Raw genomic sequence first — 19146 nt, forward strand, 5'->3', positions numbered from 1 at the left:
ATCAGGTTCTACGAATTTCTTTATTGCCTAATTAGAATTAAATCACTAACTTTGCGGCATTTTTAGAAGAAAGATAAATATAACGCGAAATGAGTAAGAAATTTGCCGAATATTCTAAGTTTGACTTATCGAATGTCAATAAAGAGGTGCTGAAGAAGTGGCAGGATGGAGACATCTTCCACAAGAGTCTTGAAATCCGCGAAGGATACCCCTCATTTGTATTTTACGAAGGACCGCCTTCTGCAAATGGTATGCCGGGTATTCACCACGTTATTGCCCGTTCGATTAAGGACATTTTCTGCCGTTACAAGACCATGAAAGGATTCCTGGTCAACCGTAAGGCGGGATGGGATACGCACGGCCTGCCGGTTGAGTTGGGCGTGGAGAAATCCATGGGTATAACCAAGGAAGATATCGGCAAGAAGATTTCTGTCGCTGACTATAACGCAGCTTGCCGCCGCGATGTGATGAAGTTTACCAAAGAATGGGAAGACCTCACCAACAAGATGGGCTACTGGGTGGATATGGAAAATCCGTATATCACCTACGATAACCGTTACATCGAAACGCTGTGGTATCTGCTGAAAGAATTATATAAGAAAGGTTTGCTGTACAAAGGATATACGATCCAACCGTATTCGCCGGCAGCCGGAACAGGTCTTAGCTCGCATGAGTTGAACCAGCCGGGTTGCTATCGCGATGTGAAGGATACGACCTGTACGGCTCAATTCCATATCCTCGATCCGAAGCCCGAAATGGCACAGTTCGGTGATGCATTCTTCCTGGCATGGACGACTACTCCGTGGACATTGCCTTCAAATACGGCTCTTTGCGTAGGTCCGAATATCACTTACGTGGCTGTTCAGACGTACAATCCGTATACCGGTATGCCGATGACTGTCGTGTTGGCAAAGGATTTGATGGATGCACATTTCAATCCGAAAGCTGCCGGTCTGGAACTGTCTGATTATAAGATAGGAGATAAGCTGATTCCGTTTAAGGTGGTTGGCGAATGGAAAGGACCGGAATTGGCTGGCATGCATTATGAACAGCTGATTCCCTGGGTAAATCCGGGCGAAGGTGCTTTCCGTGTAATTACGGGTGATTATGTAACAACCGAAGACGGTACGGGTATCGTACATATCGCTCCGACTTTCGGTGCGGATGACGACCGTGTGGCTAAGGCAGCTGGCGTTCCTCCGTTGATGATGATCGACAAGGATGGCAACAGACGTCCGATGGTGGATATGACCGGTAAGTTCTATCTGCTGGAAGATCTGGATCCGGAGTATGTACAGGCTCATATGAACGCTGCCGATTACGATCCGTGGCAGGGTAAGTTCGTAAAGAATGCGTACGATCCGGAGAAAACCGATAAAGACGAAACATTGGATATCGAAATATGTATGATGCTGAAAGTGCAGAACCGCGTGTTCCGCATCGAAAAGCATGTACACAACTACCCGCACTGCTGGCGTACCGACAAACCGGTATTATACTATCCGCTGGATAGCTGGTTTATCCGCACTACTGCTTGCCGCGACCGTATGATCGAACTGAATAATACGATCAACTGGAAGCCGCAGAGCACCGGTACGGGACGTTTCGGTAAATGGTTGGAAAACCTTCAGGACTGGAACTTGAGCCGTAGCCGTTATTGGGGTACCCCGTTACCAATCTGGCGTACGGAAGACGGAACGGAAGAAAAATGTATCGGTTCGGTTGAAGAACTGTACAACGAAATAGAAAAGGCTGTTAAAGCCGGATTCATGGAAAGCAATCCTTATAAGGATAAAGGATTCAATCCGGGTGAATACAATAAGGATAATTACGAAAAGATCGACTTGCACCGTCCGTATGTGGATGAGGTGATCCTTGTTTCTGAAAGCGGTAAGCCGATGAAACGGGAAACCGACCTGATCGATGTTTGGTTCGACTCGGGTGCGATGCCGTATGCCCAGATCCATTATCCGTTCGAGAATAAGGAAATACTGGATAACCGTACGGTTTATCCGGCCGACTTTATCGCGGAAGGTGTCGACCAGACTCGCGGTTGGTTCTTTACCCTGCATGCGCTGGCAACAATGGTATTCGATAGCGTGGCTTATAAAGCGGTTGTTTCCAACGGTCTGGTACTCGACAAGAATGGTAATAAGATGTCCAAACGTCTGGGAAATGCGGTCGATCCGTTCTCTACAATCGAACAATATGGTTCCGACCCGTTGCGTTGGTATATGATTACGAATGCATCTCCTTGGGATAACATCAAGTTCGATATAGACGGAATGGATGAAGTGCGCCGTAAATTCTTCGGTACATTATATAATACCTATTCATTCTTCTCACTCTATGCAAATGTGGACGGCTTCGATTATTCGGAACCGGATGTTCCGTTGAACGAACGCCCGGAGATCGACCGCTGGATTCTTTCTTTGCTGAATACATTGGTGAAAGATGTGGACGGATTCTATGATACCTACGAACCGACCCGTGCGGGACGTGCTATCTCTGAATTTGTAAACGATAACCTGAGTAACTGGTATGTACGTCTGAACCGTCGCCGTTTCTGGGGTGGTGGTATGACAACCGATAAGTTGTCGGCTTACCAGACTTTATATACTTGTCTGGAAACGATAGCCAAGTTGATGGCTCCGATTGCTCCGTTCTATGCCGATCAGTTGTTCTGCGACCTGATTGCCGTAACCGGACGTGAGACGGTTGAGTCTGTCCACTTATCCGATTTCCCGAAATATGACGAAGCATTGATTGATAAGGATCTGGAAGAACGTATGAAGATGGCGCAGGATGTTTCGTCCATGGTGCTGGCTTTGCGTCGTAAAGTGAATATCAAAGTTCGTCAGCCGCTCCAGACCATTATGGTGCCGGTTATGGATGCCCATCAGCAGGAAAGTATCGAAGCAGTGAAGAACCTGATCCTGAACGAAGTGAATGTGAAGGAACTGAAGTTTGTCGATAACGCTGCCGGAATCTTGGTAAAACGTATCAAGCCGGACTTTAAGAAGTTAGGCCCGCGTTACGGTAAGATCATGAAGAGCCTGGCTGCCGCTATCCAAAGCATGAGCCAGGAGGATATCCTTGCTTTCGAAGCTGCCGGAACATTCACGTTGAATGTGGAAGGACAGGATGCAACTATCGAACGTACGGATGTTGAAATTATCTCGGAAGATATCCCGGGCTGGTTGGTTGCCAATGAAGGCCGTCTGACCGTAGCTCTTGATATCACAGTCACTGAAAGCCTGCGTAAGGAAGGTTTGGCACGCGAATTGGTGAACCGTATCCAGAACTTGCGTAAGAGCAACGGTTATGATATAACGGATAAAATCAATGTGACTATTCTTTCGACCGATGAAATGGATGACGCAATTAAGGAATTTAATGAGTACATTGCGAACCAAGTGCTGGCTGTATCTGTTGAAATAACAGAACATGCCATAAGCGATGCGACCGTCCTTGATTTCGAAGATTTCAATCTGTCGGTACGAATCGAAAAAGAGTGATTTTTTCTATAAAAAAGAAAGGCGTCCCTTGCCGCATATAAATATTATCGTATATTTGGACTGCGACTTGGTCGCCTGATATATATTATGAATTGTGGAACCTAAAATTAAATGAACCATGGCAGAAAAGACAAGATATTCGGATGCTGAACTCGAGGAGTTCCGCGCCATTATTTTAGAGAAGTTGGAGGTAGCCAAGAAGGATTACGAGTTGTTGAGATCGGGTGTAACCAATTCTGATGGTAACGATGTGGCTGATACATCACCAACATTTAAGGTGTTGGAAGAAGGTGCCGCAACTTTGTCGAAGGAAGAGGCCGGACGTTTGGCACAACGCCAGATGAAGTTCATACAGAACTTACAGGCTGCTTTGATCCGTATAGAAAATAAAACGTATGGCATTTGTCGTGAAACGGGTAAACTGATCCCGAAAGAAAGACTGCGTGCCGTTCCTCATGCTACTTTGAGTATCGAAGCAAAACAAGGAGGTAAGAGATAAATGAAATTTTCTAAAGGTTGGGGAGCAGTGTTGATTATAATGCTGCTCCTTATTCTTGACCAGGCTCTCAAAATTTGGATCAAGACACACATGCAGTTGCATGAGAGTATAGAGATTACCCCGTGGTTTTATCTCTATTTTACCGAGAATCCGGGAATGGCTTTCGGTATAGAAGTAATAGGTAAGTTGTTTTTGTCGATATTCCGTATTGTGGCGGTCGGCTTTATCGGTTATTACCTGTATAAGCTTGTAAAAGACAAATATAATTTCGGTTTTATTGCTTGTGTCTCGTTGATATTTGCAGGAGCAATCGGTAATATTATCGACTCCGTATTTTATGGAGTGGTATTTGATCATAGTTTCGGTCAGATCGCGTCTTTTATGCCTGCGGGCGGAGGATATGCGGGATGGCTGCACGGGAAAGTAGTGGATATGTTTTATTTCCCGTTGATTCAGACGGTATTGCCTGACTGGCTTCCTATTTGGGGAGGGGAGGAGTTCGTCTTTTTCCGTCCTATCTTCAACTTGGCGGATTCAGCAATCTGCGTAGGTGTTTTCTTATTATTGATATTTTACCGGCATACCTTGTCGGCCAGTCTCTCTAAAGAAAAAGAAAGTAATAAATAAATGCGGAATAAATTGCGCAGATATGGTGTCGCATTGTTGACGGCAGCTTTGTTGGTTTCCTGTAGTAAGGTGCCTGATGGCATTTTGTCGGAAAAGGAAATGAAGGCTGTCCTGATTGATATGCAACTGGCTGAAGCTATGATCAGCACGGATTATAAAAAGTATAGCGACGATGCTGAGAAAGAAGCGCTTTACCAGTCTGTATTCCGCAAGCACAAAATAGAACAGGCTGTTTATGACAGTTCGCTGGTCTGGTATGGGCGTAACCTGGATGTGTACATGCAGGTCTACGACTTGGTTCTGGCCGAACTGAATGAACGGCAAAAGGCGCTGGGAGATGTGCAGGCAAATGCCGCCCCTGTATCTAAACAGGATTCGGTAGATATCTGGCCGCGTCTTACTTATCTTACTTTAGAACCGAATGCCCTGTTTAACGGGATAGCGGTCGATATTAAACCGGAAACCAACTATCCGTCCGGCAGTACGTTTGTATTGGGAATGCGTGTCTGGGGATTGAACGATGCGATGAAGAATCGTCCGGAGATCCGTCTGAGTGCCAATCAGGGAGATACGATTATTACCGTAAACGACAAAATTCTTCGCGACGGTTATCATGAAACAACGTTAAGGACTTTGCCTACCAAACAGGTAAAGAGCGTGTATGGTTTTATCCGCCTGAACGGAAAGGATGATTCCACCTCTTATTTCAAAATTTATGTGGATAGTTTGAGCCTGATGCGGTATAACTACGGTCGGTTACCGGAAAAGGACTCCATACAAGTTGCACGTAAGGACTCTATAAAGAATTAGATCAAAATATGCGCAGGATTGCTTCGCATTATATATATTGGCGTAAATGGTACCGTATGCATTATCTTGAGTTGGATGCAAAGGGACGTTTGACCGGTGTGTATCCTCTGGTACAGGAGATTGCGAATACAGAATTTTATGACGGTACTTTATTGCCGGTACCGTCAGATATTACTTTTCCTCTGGTTGGAGTTTCTTCTTTAGCGGAATGGCTGGCTGTTACGGATTCAGTAACCATAGACTCTCTGGTACAAGTCTGTCATTTACCCAGCATTTCCCCGACGACGCCTGAACTCGGCGCAGACTACAGCAGTGGCGATTGCTACGTTCAGCGACTCTGATGTTTCCCTGTCCTGTGGATAATTAGGTATGTATAATTTTTCATTGACAAGCGTTTCTATCTCGGGGCGGATACCGTTTCCTTCATTTCCCATGATGATGATACCTGTTTCCGATAATTCTTTCGCGTACATATTTTCTCCGTCAAGAAACGTTCCATATAACGGGATTTGTTGTTCTGCCTGTTTTTTCAGGTAGTCGTGCAAATCCGTATAATGTACTTTTACATGGACGAGAGCCCCCATAGTGGCTTGTACCGTTTTGGGACTGAATACGTCGGCGGTGTCCTGGCTACAAATAATATGTTCGACGCCGAACCAGTCGGCCAGTCGTATGATCGTACCGAGATTGCCGGGGTCTTGTATCCCGTCGAGGGCAAGGATTAACTGTTTTTTGGGGTCGGCATCATCCAATGACCAGGTCGGACGTTTGAAGACGGCCAGTACATCCTGCGGGTTTTTCAGGAAACTGGCTTTCCGTATATCGTCATCATCAGCTTCCAGCAACTCCTTGGCGGGAATGTCGCCTTGTGTTGCCATCCATGACGGTTTGGCTATCAGCAGGTCGCATTCGAATGCATGTAACATGTCTGCCACCAACTTATTTCCTTCGGCAACAAATGCATTTAACTCGTTGCGAAACTTCTTTAATTCCAGTGAACGGATCTGTTTTATTTTAGACTTACTCAGCATCTTTACTCTTTTTACAAAGCAAAAGTACAGGAATTTATTTAATTTCAGTTACATTTCATTGAAAAGTGGATATAAGGTAAATACATTACAATTCTTCTTTTGGGAGGATTGTGCCTATTACTTTTGTGAAGTATGAAGGACTAAATTTCTCTATTGTTATACCATATGTCTTGATTTGAGCGGTATTTGGAATAATCTCTTTTTATAATTTATAATTTTAAGGCGAAGTTTTCGAAAAACTAGTATAGATGGATAAATCCAGTAACCCTCATGAGGGTTTTTTGCTGTGTACACAGCAAAAAATTATATATATTTTATTTACTTAATTTACAGGCAACCCTAATGCATGTAGTCTGGATATGAATGAAATGAATAGATTGATAGCGATGTGAAGAGGATAATAAACGAATGAAACAAAATAACTAAAAAACAAAAAGTATGATGAGAAAACTTATTATCATGATCTTCCTGTTTGTGATTCCACTGTCGTTTTATGCACAGGATAGATTGAGTGGCCAGAAAGGATCAGTCGTCGGTCTGAAAACGAATATTCCGTATTGGGGAGCGATGGCGACTTTCAATGCCGGAGTTGAATTCCGTCTGGCACGTCATTGGTCATTAGATATAGAAACCGGTCTGAATCCGTTCGACGGAAAGAAAGAAGATGGTAGCTATGGTAAATCTCTTAAGCATTGGCGACTCCATCCGGAGTTGCGTTATTGGTTTTGTGAAACTTCCTACAAACATTTTATCGGTCTGCATGTCCCTTACATATTATATAATGTATCGGACATCAAAATACTGGGAACCGAGAATGAGCGCCATCAAGGTTGGGGAGCAGGAGTAGGAGTTAGCTACGGTTATTCATGGTTGCTTTCCAAGCATTGGAATTTGGAAGCGACGGTCGGTGTGGGATATCTCTATCTCGAATCGGAGAAATACCCCTGTACAAACTGCGGTCGTCGTCAGGAATACGTCAAGAAACATTACTTCGGTCCAACACAGGCTGCAATTAACCTGATTTATCAATTTTAATTTTCGCCGCCTTATGAAAATGAACAAACATATACTTATAGTAACGAGTCTGCTGGCGGCAACTGCTTTGCAGGCACAGGAGATTAAAGTAAAGGATAAGATTGTTGAGAAATCGGACAATGCGTTGATTATTGGTATGACGTTCGATTTTGGTAAAGTGAAGGTTCCTGCTGACCGTAGTCTGGTATGCACACCGGTGGTTGTTTCGGGTGATAGTATCCGTCCTTTGACACCGGTTATTCTCAATGGTCGCGATCGTCATATTTTGTACGACCGTACAGGGCGTACTTATTCGACACACGGGGAATATGAATTGCGTCGTAATAATGGTGAGGAACAATTCTTCGAATACACCACTCGCACACCAATGGCGCCTTGGATGAAGAAGTCGGAAGTGGCTCTCGTAACCGACCTCTGCGGTTGTGGTTGGGAAGCGTTGCAGAACGACCGTTTGCCACTCTTTCCGATAAATATGTCTGAACCGGTTGTTTTGAGACCGTTGCTCGCCTATCGTACACCTGAAGCTGAGGCGGTCAAGGCGCGTTCGATCGAGGGAAAAGCATTTTTGGATTTCCCGGTTAACAAAATAACGATTTATCCCGACTACCGAAACAATCCGCGTGAGCTGGCAGCTATCCGTGCGACGGTCGAGTCCGTGAAAGACGATCCGTATGCTACCATCACGGAAGTGTGGATCAAAGGTTTTGCTTCTCCCGAAGGCTCATACGCCAATAATACATATTTAGCAGAAAATCGTGCCAAGGCCTTACGCGATTATGTGAAAAGTCTTTATCGTTTCGAGCATGCTACATTCAGTGTAGATTTCGAACCGGAAGACTGGGAAGGATTGGAAAAGCGTCTGGAAGAAATGAATTTACCGGACAAAGCTGAGTTGCTGGCTATTATTCGTGATCAGGAACCACGCGACCTCGATAAGAAGGAGCAGAAGTTGAAAGTCTTGAATGGTGGTAACTCTTATAAAATTTTGCTCAGGGATGTTTATCCTGCGTTACGCCATTCGGACTATGTGGTGAAGTATAACATCCGCAATTTCACAGCCGAAGAAGCCCGGTCGCTTATCTATACTGATCCAAAGCAGTTGAGTCTGAATGAAATGTTTATGGTGGCTCAAAGTTATGAGGCTGGAAGTGAGAAATATAACGAAGTGTTCGAAATTGCTGTCCGCATGTTCCCGGAAGATCCGGTATCGAACCTGAATGCCGCCAACACAGCTATTCAAAGAGGCCAGTTGGATCAAGCGGAACGTTACCTTCAGAAAGCAGCCGAAGGAGATGAGAAACAGTTGGCACGTGCATCTATTCTGATGCTTCGCGGTGATTTGGACGGTGCGGAAAAGATCTTGAATACGTTGCAGAATAGTCCGGTGACAGGAAAAGCTGCCCAGGCAAACCTCGAACAGATCAAAGCAAAACGTGAAGAATGAAAAACGTCAAAAAATGATTGATTATGAACATAGCCTATAAATATCTTTTATACGTCTGTATGGCAACCTGTTTTATGCAGGTTGGCTGTACTGACGAAGTTCATTTGAACCGTGATGACGGGGAGGAGGATGTGGTGGTGGAAAACTACCTTCGTCTGACTATCAGTAGTCCGGAAGCCAAACACTTAACCCGTTCAAACCCCACCGGTGGCGAGAATGGTGACGGCTATGAGCCGGGACAGGACTACGAGACACGCATCGACGATCTGATGCTACTCTTTTATCAAGGGACAGACGGTGTGAATTCTCCTGCCTCGACCCCGATAGATAAAATTATGTATCTGGATCGTGACGCCATGGAGGGTGACAATCGTACTGAACCGGTACTTGTGGGGCTTCCGGGTGGTTGGTATGACTTGTTGGTCATTACCAACACTGGCAACATACGTTCGCAGCTTCAGGGAATGACGCTCGGCGGTGTGCGTGACTATTTGCAAAAGCGTGCCTGGACGGAGAATGGAGGAAAATATTCTCGTTTTGTGATGGCTTCGGATGGTCATTTGGACACACAAGTGTATATCTGTGGTGAGAATACGATCGATAATCCGGCTTCGGCCACAGTTGAGGTGGAACGTCATGCGGCACGCATCGATTATCAATTGGTACACAAATATTATGATGTGACGGACAAGACAGCCGGCGAGGCCCAGGTTTCCATTACCGGGGCTTTGATCGTGAACAAACTGGATGCCGGTTCCTATATGCTCAAACGAGTGATAGGTGCAGCATCGGACGGTTCGTACGGTGCGGAAAGTACGCTTAAATACCTCGGCTTGGAATTACCTGAATGGGGCGATCACCAGACCAACTACGTGCTGGATCCGTGGAGTCGCAAGAAGACGCTGGCCAATGTGGATCGTCGCGTTTTTAATCCGGAACAGCCATCCGGTTCCGGACAACCGCTTGCTTCGCTTTATGAAAACTATTTTACGAGCTACGGTACATCGGTATCCAACTGGAAGTTTGCTCCCGGTTTGGGTGAACGTGTGGGTGACTGGTACCGTGTGGGTTACACGAAAGAAAATACGGTGGCTAAGGCGGAACAATCGCCTTATATCAATACGGGAGTCGTATTTAAAGCTTCTTATGGACCTAAGAAATGTATTGTTTATGATCCGGTTTCCGGTAAAGCGATCGAACGGACGGGCTTGGATGGTGCACCGTTCACGTTCTTTGCATACAAAGGCGTTATATACAACTCGGCGGAAGCTGTTATGGCCGCATTTACAGGTAACGGCACGAATGTGGTCGGCTATGATTTTGCCGGTAAGACTTGGGGCGATGTCGAGAAGTTGACGAAGGAGTTAAAGGAAAACGATCCGGTGGGTTACCGTCGTTTTCTTACTCAGAAGGCAAAAGGCAAGACGGCAACCGACCGTTTGACAGAAGCAGAAGCCTACCAGTTGTCCTGGAATAATTATATGTATGTCACCTTTGGGTACTCGTTGGGTTCGAACGGTACATCCATTATTAATCTGAATGGCAAGGATACTCGCCGATTATTGGCACGTTACGGACTACATACGTATGCTGACGGAGTTTGCTATTATACTCACTGGATTCGTCATTCTAACAACAATGATCCATCAAAAGGGATTATGGAATATGCGATTGTGCGTAATAATGTTTACAAATTGCGTCTTAGTGACATTTATGGCCTGGGACATGATATCCCATACGAACCGCCGTTTGATCCGGAACCTGTCGATCCGACACCTCCCGGTCCGGATGACCCGGACAATCCTCCTACACCTCCCGGCCCGGACGATCCGGATAACCCACCGACGCCTCCAGGGCCTGATGATCCGGATAATCCACCAACGCCACCCGGACCGGATGATCCTGATGACCCGGATATCGATCCGCTTATCCAGATCGAGGTGGTTGTGAAACCTTGGTTGATAATCGACCCTGAAACGTTTTATTTCTAACCGTTAAAATAAGAAAACGATGAAATCAATAACAACAAAATATATCTTTTTCCCGGTACTGGTACTGTTGTGCCTGGCCGGGTTGGCTTCATGCGATTATATCCATGACGAACTACCTCTTTGCCGGCATACACTCCGTTTTGTCTACCGGCATAATATCAAACATGCCGATGCATTTGCCTATGAAATGGAGAATCAGGAGGCAGCAAAAAATGTTCGTTTGTATATTTATAGTGCTGATGGCAAGTTTCTTTCATCTCGCCTGATCGAGGGGGAAGAGTTAAAAAAGAACGAAGTGGATCTGAGCGAACTTGCCCCGGGCGATTACCGCCTGTTGGCTTGGGCCGGTTTGAACGCTCAGGATTATACGTGGACGGAACCGGCCCCCGGTTCTTCTATCGATGACTTCCGTATGTCGGTACAAATGGTGGAAAATCGTGTCGATCGCGAATTGTCCGGTCTTTTTCAAGGGGAATTGGAATATACGATACCTATCGGAGGTACTACCGATACCGAGTTCCCATTGGTAAAGAATACCAATAAGATACGTTTCATACTGATCGATGCCAACCGGGGAACGAAACTGACGTCGGATGCATTCGACTTTGCTGTTACTACCACAAACGGCGATCTTGATGCGCACAATGAACCGGTTTCTCCTACACGAATCACCTGGTTGCCTTATTTGCAACAAGTAGAGGAAGTGAAAGCCTCCGGTAACGAAACGATTAAGTATGAAGCTGTTTGTACGGAATTGAATACACTTCGTTTGATCGACAACACTACCGGTACGCTTCGTATCCGTTATGCGAGTGAGAAGACGCCGTTTATCAACGTCAGTCTCACGGAGCTCCTGAAATTGACACAGATAGCATCTCATAAACTACCGGGACAGGAGTATTTGGATCGGCAAGACGAATATGTGATCACCGCATACGTCGACATCGTCGGCGGACGGGCACATTGTCTTGAAGTGATCGTTGATGACTGGATTGTTCGTTTGGAAGACTTGACACTTGGAAATGAGGAGATGACATTATGAAAGGTCGATTGAATCCATATAGGAACCTGTCAGCGGTTGTCTGCCTGCTTGCTTTTCTCGCCTTCGGTTGTGTGAGTGGCGAGAAGGGTGGCTCCGGCGACCTGGACCTTCCTGAAATAGTGGAGGTGGATTTGCAAGTGGGCATAGCGGATGTTGCGCCCTCGTTGCAAACGAAAGCTGACGAAGGTGAGGAGGTAGAAAAGAAAGACGAGAATGCTTTGGATGGTGAACAGATTCATTCGCTGGCCGTGCTGATTGTTAATAATTCTACCCAAAAGATTGAGAAGAAGTTTTTGCCCGATTTAACGAATGATGAGATGGCTAAAGAGGGTGAACTGACAAGTTGGAGTTCCGAAGAGTTCCGGTTGCCCAAAGGAACGAAACGGATTTATGCTTTTGCCAATTGGGAGTCGCTGAAGAATGAGACGCTGAAAGCTGCTATCGAGGCAAAAGAGGGTGACGAGATGCCGAAGCTACCGGAAGATGTCTCCTGGCCTGAAGGTGGTTTTAACCCGAAGGAAGGAATTTATCTTCCGATGAGTTACGCTGAGACGTGGGAGGTTTCTTCTTCGGTAAAGAAAAGAATCGAACTTACCCGTTTAGTGAGTCGTTTGCAGGTGAAGGTGGCTAATGCCACAAGTCACGAGTTGCAGTTGGATGGCCTTACATTCGGTTCTTTTAATAATAGAACGCTTTTGTTTGGTGGGGCTATTAAGGATTGGTATGAAAAAGGTGATGTGAGTTTTTTACCTGCGGAGACAAAAACGCTGCAACCGATGGGGAATAAGCCGGAAGAATATACCTCCGACTGGATGTATGTTTTTGAGACAGCTCAGGCAAAAGGTTTCCTGCTTGATTTTAACACGACAAGTAAGGGGAAGATATTTCATGCTGACGATATGCATAGTGGAAAAAGATATACTAAAAACACGGAAGTCGAACGCAATCATATTTGGAGTCTGAACTTGTGGGTTTGTGGTTACACGTTGACTTTGAAGTTGAAAGGAGAAAATCCGCCGATCGGTGGTTATCCAGTGATGACGTCGGAGGTGATGGAAGGTTTGAACGGTACGCTGTATGGTGGTGGTCCGTTTACTCTTGAAATCGGAATGTTGAAATCGCCGGAAAATCAATTGACTGTACCGAATGATATCCAATGGTCAATCATAGATGTTGAAAATTCTGATTTGTTAATAGAACAGTTAGAATTAACAGGTAAGACGATAAAGGGTTGTATGGTTGGATATGCTGATAATGGAAAGATCCTTGGATTTAAGTTGAAAGCAACAAGCAACGGTCAGACGATATCCGTTTTTCCTGTTACGCTGAAATTTGAGGAAATATTCAACATGAAATAGGAGTCCGTCTGTTCGTTGAACAGGCGGGCGTCTGCTTATCGAACAGATGGGCTCCTGTTCATCGAACAGACGGACGTCTGCTTGTCGAGTAAATGAAGGGTTACTCGATAAGCAGTTCGAAAGATAAAAATAACTGATGTTATAACTAAATTAGAATACGATGAAACGAAATAAAATAAAATATGACAGGTGGCTTCGGATGCTGATTATGTCGTTCGCCTTGCTGACAGGAGGGGGGATGGTTGCGTGGGGGCAGAAAACTGAAATTAGTTTGGTTCTTTCAGAAAATCATGATAATGTTCATTCTGAAGTAAAGACGATTTATGTCGATCCAGACAAACCACGTAAGTTATCTCTTCCTGAATTGAATATCAACACCAGATCTGGTAGTGATGTCTCTTATAACTGGTTTGTTCATTGGTATGTAAAAGGCAAAGGAACTATTCGACATGAGGTAATAACTGTTACCAGTGATCAGGCTCAAGCACGTGGAGGATATCTGGGTATAAAAACTGATGGTAATAACTCATATGTTACAAAAGATTACTTTGCAAAAGTAAAAGAAACAGATGGTTTGATTTGGTCAAATAGATTAAAAGAAGATAATGTAGTGACTGGCGGATTAGGTATTGATGCTTCTACTATAACTTATGAATTACCCAATGTTTATACCGGGAATGACATAGTCTATTGTGATGTGAGTATTTATAAAGATGGAAAAAAAATATCAAATAATAATTATCAGGAACCTACATTGTTGAAGCGATATATTTATGAAATCAAAACGGCAGAAGAATGTATTTCTCAAATTAATGGTAATCCGGATCCAGATTCAATATATTTTCCAAAAGGTTCTGAGTATATAAATTTCTCGATGCCTTATGCTCCGGATAATTATTTTTGGAAAGAGGGAGATCTCACACATCAAGGTGCGAAATTTCAGTATAGGATAGTAGGAAAAAGTGATGCGTTTGAAGATTTTAAACAGATAACGAAAACAGCTTCTCTTACTTTGCAGCAAAATCAGAAACTAGATGTGAAAAATGTAACTGAAGATTTCACGGTGGAGGTTCGGGCTGTATGTGAAACGCCGGGGCATACGGGTGAAAGTCCTATTATCGCCCGATTTACTTTTCGTCCGATTGAAAATGCAAATTTTTTGCTAGAAAAAGATATAGATAAAACTGAACAAAGTGTAAGGTGGCCTAGAGGTAATACAAAAAAATATGAGCTGATCGGATGGGTTGATTTTGACCAAGATAGAGCAACAAAAGAAATTGGAGTGGGAGATAATATGTCAGATGAACCATTAGGCTCATTTAATGACTCTTATACGACTTACGGATTTTTAGCAAAAAACGGTAAGTCTTTATTGGATAAAGACGGGAAGTGTTTTACTTCAGCTCCGGGTGTATATGGCTTGTTCAGAAGTGCAAATGCTCTTGGACATTCCCGAAATGACAATGAATGTTCGACAGAAGCCGGTGTGAATAGAGTTTATAAGTGGATAACTCCTTATATCGAAAAAGCGCATAAGCATACTGTTCAAATGTATCAAGAAAAGCCTTTGTATGATCGAACATATGAAATAACGAAAGGTACAAATGATGAAAAATATGGCTTTTTTTATTATATTGATGCAACGGATGAACCGGGAACATTGGTGGCTGTACCGATAGATGGCACTATTTGCGGAAATACGGAGTTGACAGTGACGGGGTGGCTTGCGGATATGACGCGTCCTTGTAATGCAGATGGGAATAGACCTTTACGTCCTAATTTGAATTTGCTTTTTAAGGCAACTAAAGATGGGGAAGAAGTTGTACTTCATCGATTTACAACAGGTGATGCATTAGATCACTATGTCTCAAGCACAGGTTCTAATAACAAAGAAACTGAGGTAAATGAATACCTGATGCAATGGCAGCAATTTCATTATAAGTTCGTTGTTTCAGAAGAAAAGATCGCTGGATGCTCTGATTTTCGTTTGGAAGTTCAGAACAACGAGCCTCACACCGACGGTGCCGACTATGCTATCGACGATATCCGTATCTTCAAAAGAAAACCGGAAGTGGGAATTGTTCAAGCTGGAGATTTGTGTGATACGGAGTTAAAAGAGGTCCGGTTTGTGACAAGTTATAGCAATATAATAGATGTAATGGGACTGACGAAAGGTGAACCGGTATCGGGTGTGAATCAAGATGTCGTATGGGATGAAAAATCATTGCCGAAGGCGTTAGTTGAATATATAAAAGCACACTACAAGGATGATCCGAAAGGTGCTGTAGAAAATTACTTCACAAAGATTTATTATTCTATTTATGACTCTGAAAATAAGAATGAGCCTCTCAAAATAGATTATAACGGTGATGGAGAACCTGAGTATTGTCGTGTATCTTATCTTTCCACACGTAAGGAAGACATGGGATGGGTTGATTATTCATCTTTTGGTTCTGAACAAAAAGACAATACGGATAAAATCTATTCTATGTCTCTGGAAATCGGTCAATATTTTAAGAGTAAGAAGTATATAGCTAGAATTTCATCACAACCGATAGGTAATGGAGCTGGGGAGATATCGCCTGTATGTGATGCTTGTGCTTTGATTGGAGATCCGTTTGAGATATCGGTTGCAGAAGATCGCTTTAAAATATATGGTTCGGATGATACGCAAACTGAAATATCGGAAGAAGATGTAGAACAAGAAAATACGTATCGTATTGTCGGTAATTTTCAATATTTCAAAGACGATAAATGGAATATATTGGAAAATGCCAGCTTCGACTGGTTTATTGGAACTCTGGAAGAGGCTAAAAAATTAACAGTAGAGGTAGATGGAAAATCTTATTCGATATGGGGAGCCTTAAGTGAGATTTCAACTAATGCAAGCAATAATAGAGATATTTTGAAAGAAGCTTTACAAGATAAATATGGTTTCTATAGTAAAAGTACTCCTAAAGGTTTGTTTGTTTTAGAAGCTTCTTCTTTTGATTACGAGATGGTTGGAGGATACCAATCTGTAGTTGGTCTGGCACGAGCTAAACAAAAGGATCCAACAACCGGTGAGGAAATTGAAAGTGATTTGTATTGCACGGAGCCTGTAGTGATCAAATTAGGTGGAACACCTCCGACAATTACGCCGGGTGATCCGGATGTACCAGAACTCGATCCGGAAGATCCTGATGATCCCGATAACCCTCAACCGGATAAAGATCCGGAGACCGGTTCGTATGTTCGTTCGGTTCGTGTTGGCTTGGTTCAGATTCGGGAGATGGTGAAGAATAATGGAACGTTGCGTATTCCTATTCATTTCCGGAATTCGGGAAAGGCAAATAGAATATTCTCTAAGAATAAAAATAATGCGGATATAAAAGTAGTCCGGACTGCTGATAAGGAGTTTGTAAACAATCAAGATCTTGTAATTGCGACATTGGATAAGCTTGTAGATAAAAATACTACTGCTAATTGGAAGGAGAATTATTTCGAGATTAGATTTACAGACAAGGCTATCGGTAATTTCCGTGAAGGCTTCTGGTATATGGTTGATATACCATACGCTGTAATTTATAAGGATAATGTAGACAAAATAGCTTACGAAAATTCTTTTAAACTTACCCTCAAAATCGTACCGGAATACGTGACTTGGGTAGGTAGTGAAAAGACAAAGCATAACTGGAATAATGACGACCTGAATCATTGGAGACGTTCTACAAATGCAGAGCTTTATATATTAGGTGATAAAGTAGCAGCCGAGGCCAATGGCACACATCCCGAAGCTTACACTCCGATGCGTTTCACGAAAGTGACAATTCATGGCAAAGCTACAGTAGAAGAAAAAGATGGTTCTTATTCTTATGGGGATAAGGGGGCTGCTTATGCCGCTTATCCTCATCTATACAAGCTGGAGAAGAATACCGGTGACCAGGAAAAAGATCCTGAAAACGTCTTGTTGAATATGATGCCTGGTATAAATGTATCGGATGAAATCGGTGCTGCCACTAAAAACATCGAATATGACTTGTTGGCTGATCCGGCTTTTGAAGTGGAACTAAACCGAAAACCGGTTAATGCACTATCTGAACATTCTTACGCCTGTGTCCGCTTCTACGGCAACACTTGCGACGAAATCTATATCAAACCCGAGTCGGAAATCCTGCATACGGAATACCTGACCTACAACAAAGCTCATGTAGACTACGAAATGGATCCGAACCGTTGGTATATGCTTGCTTCACCTTTGAAAGGTGTTGTTTCGGGAGATATGTATTTGCCGACAGAAGAGAGCAATATCGGTAAATATGCACGGCAAGAGACTCCGGCGTTTGGAGAGATTTATTATAACAATATAGATTATACCCGTTGGACTCCAGCTGTTTATATGCGTGGTTGGAATAATAGTTCTGTGAATGTTATTTATCCGAACAATGTAGCTCAATATGGAGTATCAGCCAATTGGTCAAATTTGTATAATGATGTGGATGTATCGTTTGCTCCGGGAATCGGATTTTCTATCGGGACAAAGACAACAACAGATGATAAAGTGTTATTCCGTCTGCCCAAAGCAGATACAAAGTATAGTTATTATAACGGTGCAGGGGGCAGCGAAGACAGTAAGACTCTAATTACAAAGAATCGACAGGGTAATGGTCGTTTCTATTTTAGTCCGAATGAGAAAGGAGAAGGAGAGGTTACTTCTTTGGAAACTAATACAACTGGTATGGTAGGAAATCCGTTTATGTCGCATTTAGATATGAAAGAGTTTTTCGATATCAATCCTCGGAGTAATGATACCTATTATATTTTGGATGGCAATACCACAATTACAAATATCGCAGGTGAAAAGTATGAGTTATCTACAGATAGTGATTACGATCCAAACTATGTAGCTCCTCTTCAATCATTTATTAAAAATGATTTGGATAATAAAGTTGTATTTACTACTGCTATGATAGCCAAGGCCCCCACTTCAGGAAAGAAAGTCGGCTTGCGTTCCGCTACTGCTGCGGCATCAGAAAAGACATTGCCTCAATTGCGTATCACTGCCAGCCGTGGTGGTGTACATAACACTGCGCTTGTGGCAGGTCTTGTTACAGCATCAGACAGCTATATAGAAGGTGAAGATGCAGCCTTGCTGATCAATGAGGAAGTCGCCGCTCCGCAAGTGTATACACTTGCCGGTAATCAGATGACGGCTATCAACGTGACGCCGGAACTGAAAGATATTCCGGTCGGTATCTATGGTAAAGATGCTTCTCCGGTAGAACTGAGTTTCAAGCTGTCGGGAGATATGCAGAATGTTACATTAGTAGACAAGCAGAGTGGCAAGGTTTATCCGGTGACTGACGGTTTGACCCTGACTGTCTCCGGCAATACTTCCGGACGCTACTTCCTGAATGGCTCGATCGCTACGTCGAACGAGGTGATCGCTCGCAACGAGATTGTATGTTATGCCAATGGAAACGGTCAGATTGTGGTTTCATCGGTTGATCCGCTTACCCGGATCTCCGTCTATAGCGTCTCCGGACAGCGTTTGCGCTATTTGGATAATCTGAATATGCAGACGGTCTATGTCAAAGACTTGGCTCCCGGTATTTATATCGTTAAAGCTGAAAGTGTAACACAGGTATGTTCGGAAAAAATGGAGGTTAAGTAATTGTGGATACAATATAAATCTTCATAGATATTTGTAACTGAATGGCGGTCATATTATTAATGGCCGCCATTTTTTTATTCAAAAAGGCATTCCCTTTATTGTATCTTGTATCGACTAGTTGCCTTTCTGAATAATTTC

11 protein-coding genes are annotated in these 19146 nt (G+C 43.6%); 10 read left to right on the plus strand and 1 reads right to left on the minus strand.

Features of this window, described 5'->3' with window-relative positions; all coding sequences use genetic code 11:
* Nucleotides 1–89 precede the first annotated feature (89 nt).
* The 4 genes from ileS (at nt 90) to C825_RS09800 (ending at nt 5454) form a co-directional block, all read left to right on the plus strand.
* Complete coding sequence (gene ileS / locus C825_RS09785; protein ID WP_010802345.1) at nt 90–3518, plus strand: isoleucine--tRNA ligase; 3429 nt, start codon at nt 90–92, stop codon at nt 3516–3518.
* A 118-nt stretch (nt 3519–3636) separates the two neighbouring features.
* The gene (locus C825_RS09790) at nt 3637–4017 is read left to right on the plus strand and encodes a TraR/DksA family transcriptional regulator (RefSeq protein WP_007657507.1); all 381 of its coding nucleotides are present in this window, start codon (nt 3637–3639) and stop codon (nt 4015–4017) included.
* Nucleotides 4018–4644, plus strand: a complete 627-nt coding sequence (locus tag C825_RS09795; RefSeq protein WP_007657509.1) for a lipoprotein signal peptidase — start codon at nt 4018–4020, stop codon at nt 4642–4644.
* Nucleotides 4645–5454 carry a DUF4296 domain-containing protein gene (locus C825_RS09800; RefSeq protein WP_007657511.1) on the plus strand — a complete coding sequence of 270 codons (810 nt, stop codon included), beginning with the start codon at nt 4645–4647 and terminating at the stop codon, nt 5452–5454.
* Between the two features lie 263 nt (nt 5455–5717).
* Here C825_RS09800 and C825_RS09805 read toward each other — a convergent pair whose 3' ends face one another.
* Complete coding sequence (locus tag C825_RS09805) at nt 5718–6485, minus strand: TrmH family RNA methyltransferase (RefSeq protein ID WP_010802347.1); 768 nt, start codon at nt 6483–6485, stop codon at nt 5718–5720.
* Between the two features lie 441 nt (nt 6486–6926).
* Here C825_RS09805 and C825_RS09810 point away from each other — a divergent pair, with 441 nt between their 5' ends.
* The 6 genes from C825_RS09810 (at nt 6927) to C825_RS09835 (ending at nt 19008) form a co-directional block, all read left to right on the plus strand.
* Nucleotides 6927–7520, plus strand: coding sequence for a DUF3575 domain-containing protein (locus C825_RS09810; protein WP_044214758.1), 594 nt, complete (start codon nt 6927–6929; stop codon nt 7518–7520).
* Between the two features lie 13 nt (nt 7521–7533).
* Complete coding sequence (locus tag C825_RS09815) at nt 7534–8964, plus strand: DUF3868 domain-containing protein (RefSeq protein WP_007657518.1); 1431 nt, start codon at nt 7534–7536, stop codon at nt 8962–8964.
* Between the two features lie 23 nt (nt 8965–8987).
* Nucleotides 8988–10955 carry an Mfa1 family fimbria major subunit gene (locus C825_RS09820; RefSeq protein ID WP_010802348.1) on the plus strand — a complete coding sequence of 656 codons (1968 nt, stop codon included), beginning with the start codon at nt 8988–8990 and terminating at the stop codon, nt 10953–10955.
* Nucleotides 10956–10974: 19 nt separating this feature from the next.
* Entirely contained in the window at nt 10975–11997 is a 1023-nt protein-coding gene (locus C825_RS09825; RefSeq protein ID WP_010802349.1) for a FimB/Mfa2 family fimbrial subunit, read from the plus strand.
* Nucleotides 11994–13355, plus strand: coding sequence for a hypothetical protein (locus C825_RS09830; RefSeq protein WP_010802350.1), 1362 nt, complete (start codon nt 11994–11996; stop codon nt 13353–13355). Before C825_RS09825 ends, C825_RS09830 begins: the two co-directional genes overlap by 4 nt.
* 160 nt (nt 13356–13515) lie before the next feature.
* Nucleotides 13516–19008 carry a T9SS type A sorting domain-containing protein gene (locus C825_RS09835; RefSeq protein WP_010802351.1) on the plus strand — a complete coding sequence of 1831 codons (5493 nt, stop codon included), beginning with the start codon at nt 13516–13518 and terminating at the stop codon, nt 19006–19008.
* The last annotated feature ends 138 nt before the right edge of the window (nt 19009–19146 follow it).

The organism is Parabacteroides sp. ASF519, assembly GCF_000364265.2.
GTDB classification, from domain to species: Bacteria; Bacteroidota; Bacteroidia; order Bacteroidales; family Tannerellaceae; genus Parabacteroides; species Parabacteroides goldsteinii.

Coding starts and splice junctions, on each gene's coding strand:
- ileS (WP_010802345.1), top strand. CDS start 90: ATGAGTAAGAAATTTGCCGAATATTCTAAGTTTGACTTATCGAATGTC.
- C825_RS09795 (WP_007657509.1), top strand. CDS start 4,018: ATGAAATTTTCTAAAGGTTGGGGAGCAGTGTTGATTATAATGCTGCTC.
- C825_RS09805 (WP_010802347.1), bottom strand. CDS start 6,485: ATGCTGAGTAAGTCTAAAATAAAACAGATCCGTTCACTGGAATTAAAG.
- C825_RS09830 (WP_010802350.1), top strand. CDS start 11,994: ATGAAAGGTCGATTGAATCCATATAGGAACCTGTCAGCGGTTGTCTGC.
- C825_RS09810 (WP_044214758.1), top strand. CDS start 6,927: ATGAGAAAACTTATTATCATGATCTTCCTGTTTGTGATTCCACTGTCG.
- C825_RS09835 (WP_010802351.1), top strand. CDS start 13,516: ATGAAACGAAATAAAATAAAATATGACAGGTGGCTTCGGATGCTGATT.
- C825_RS09825 (WP_010802349.1), top strand. CDS start 10,975: ATGAAATCAATAACAACAAAATATATCTTTTTCCCGGTACTGGTACTG.
- C825_RS09790 (WP_007657507.1), top strand. CDS start 3,637: ATGGCAGAAAAGACAAGATATTCGGATGCTGAACTCGAGGAGTTCCGC.
- C825_RS09815 (WP_007657518.1), top strand. CDS start 7,534: ATGAAAATGAACAAACATATACTTATAGTAACGAGTCTGCTGGCGGCA.
- C825_RS09820 (WP_010802348.1), top strand. CDS start 8,988: ATGAACATAGCCTATAAATATCTTTTATACGTCTGTATGGCAACCTGT.
- C825_RS09800 (WP_007657511.1), top strand. CDS start 4,645: ATGCGGAATAAATTGCGCAGATATGGTGTCGCATTGTTGACGGCAGCT.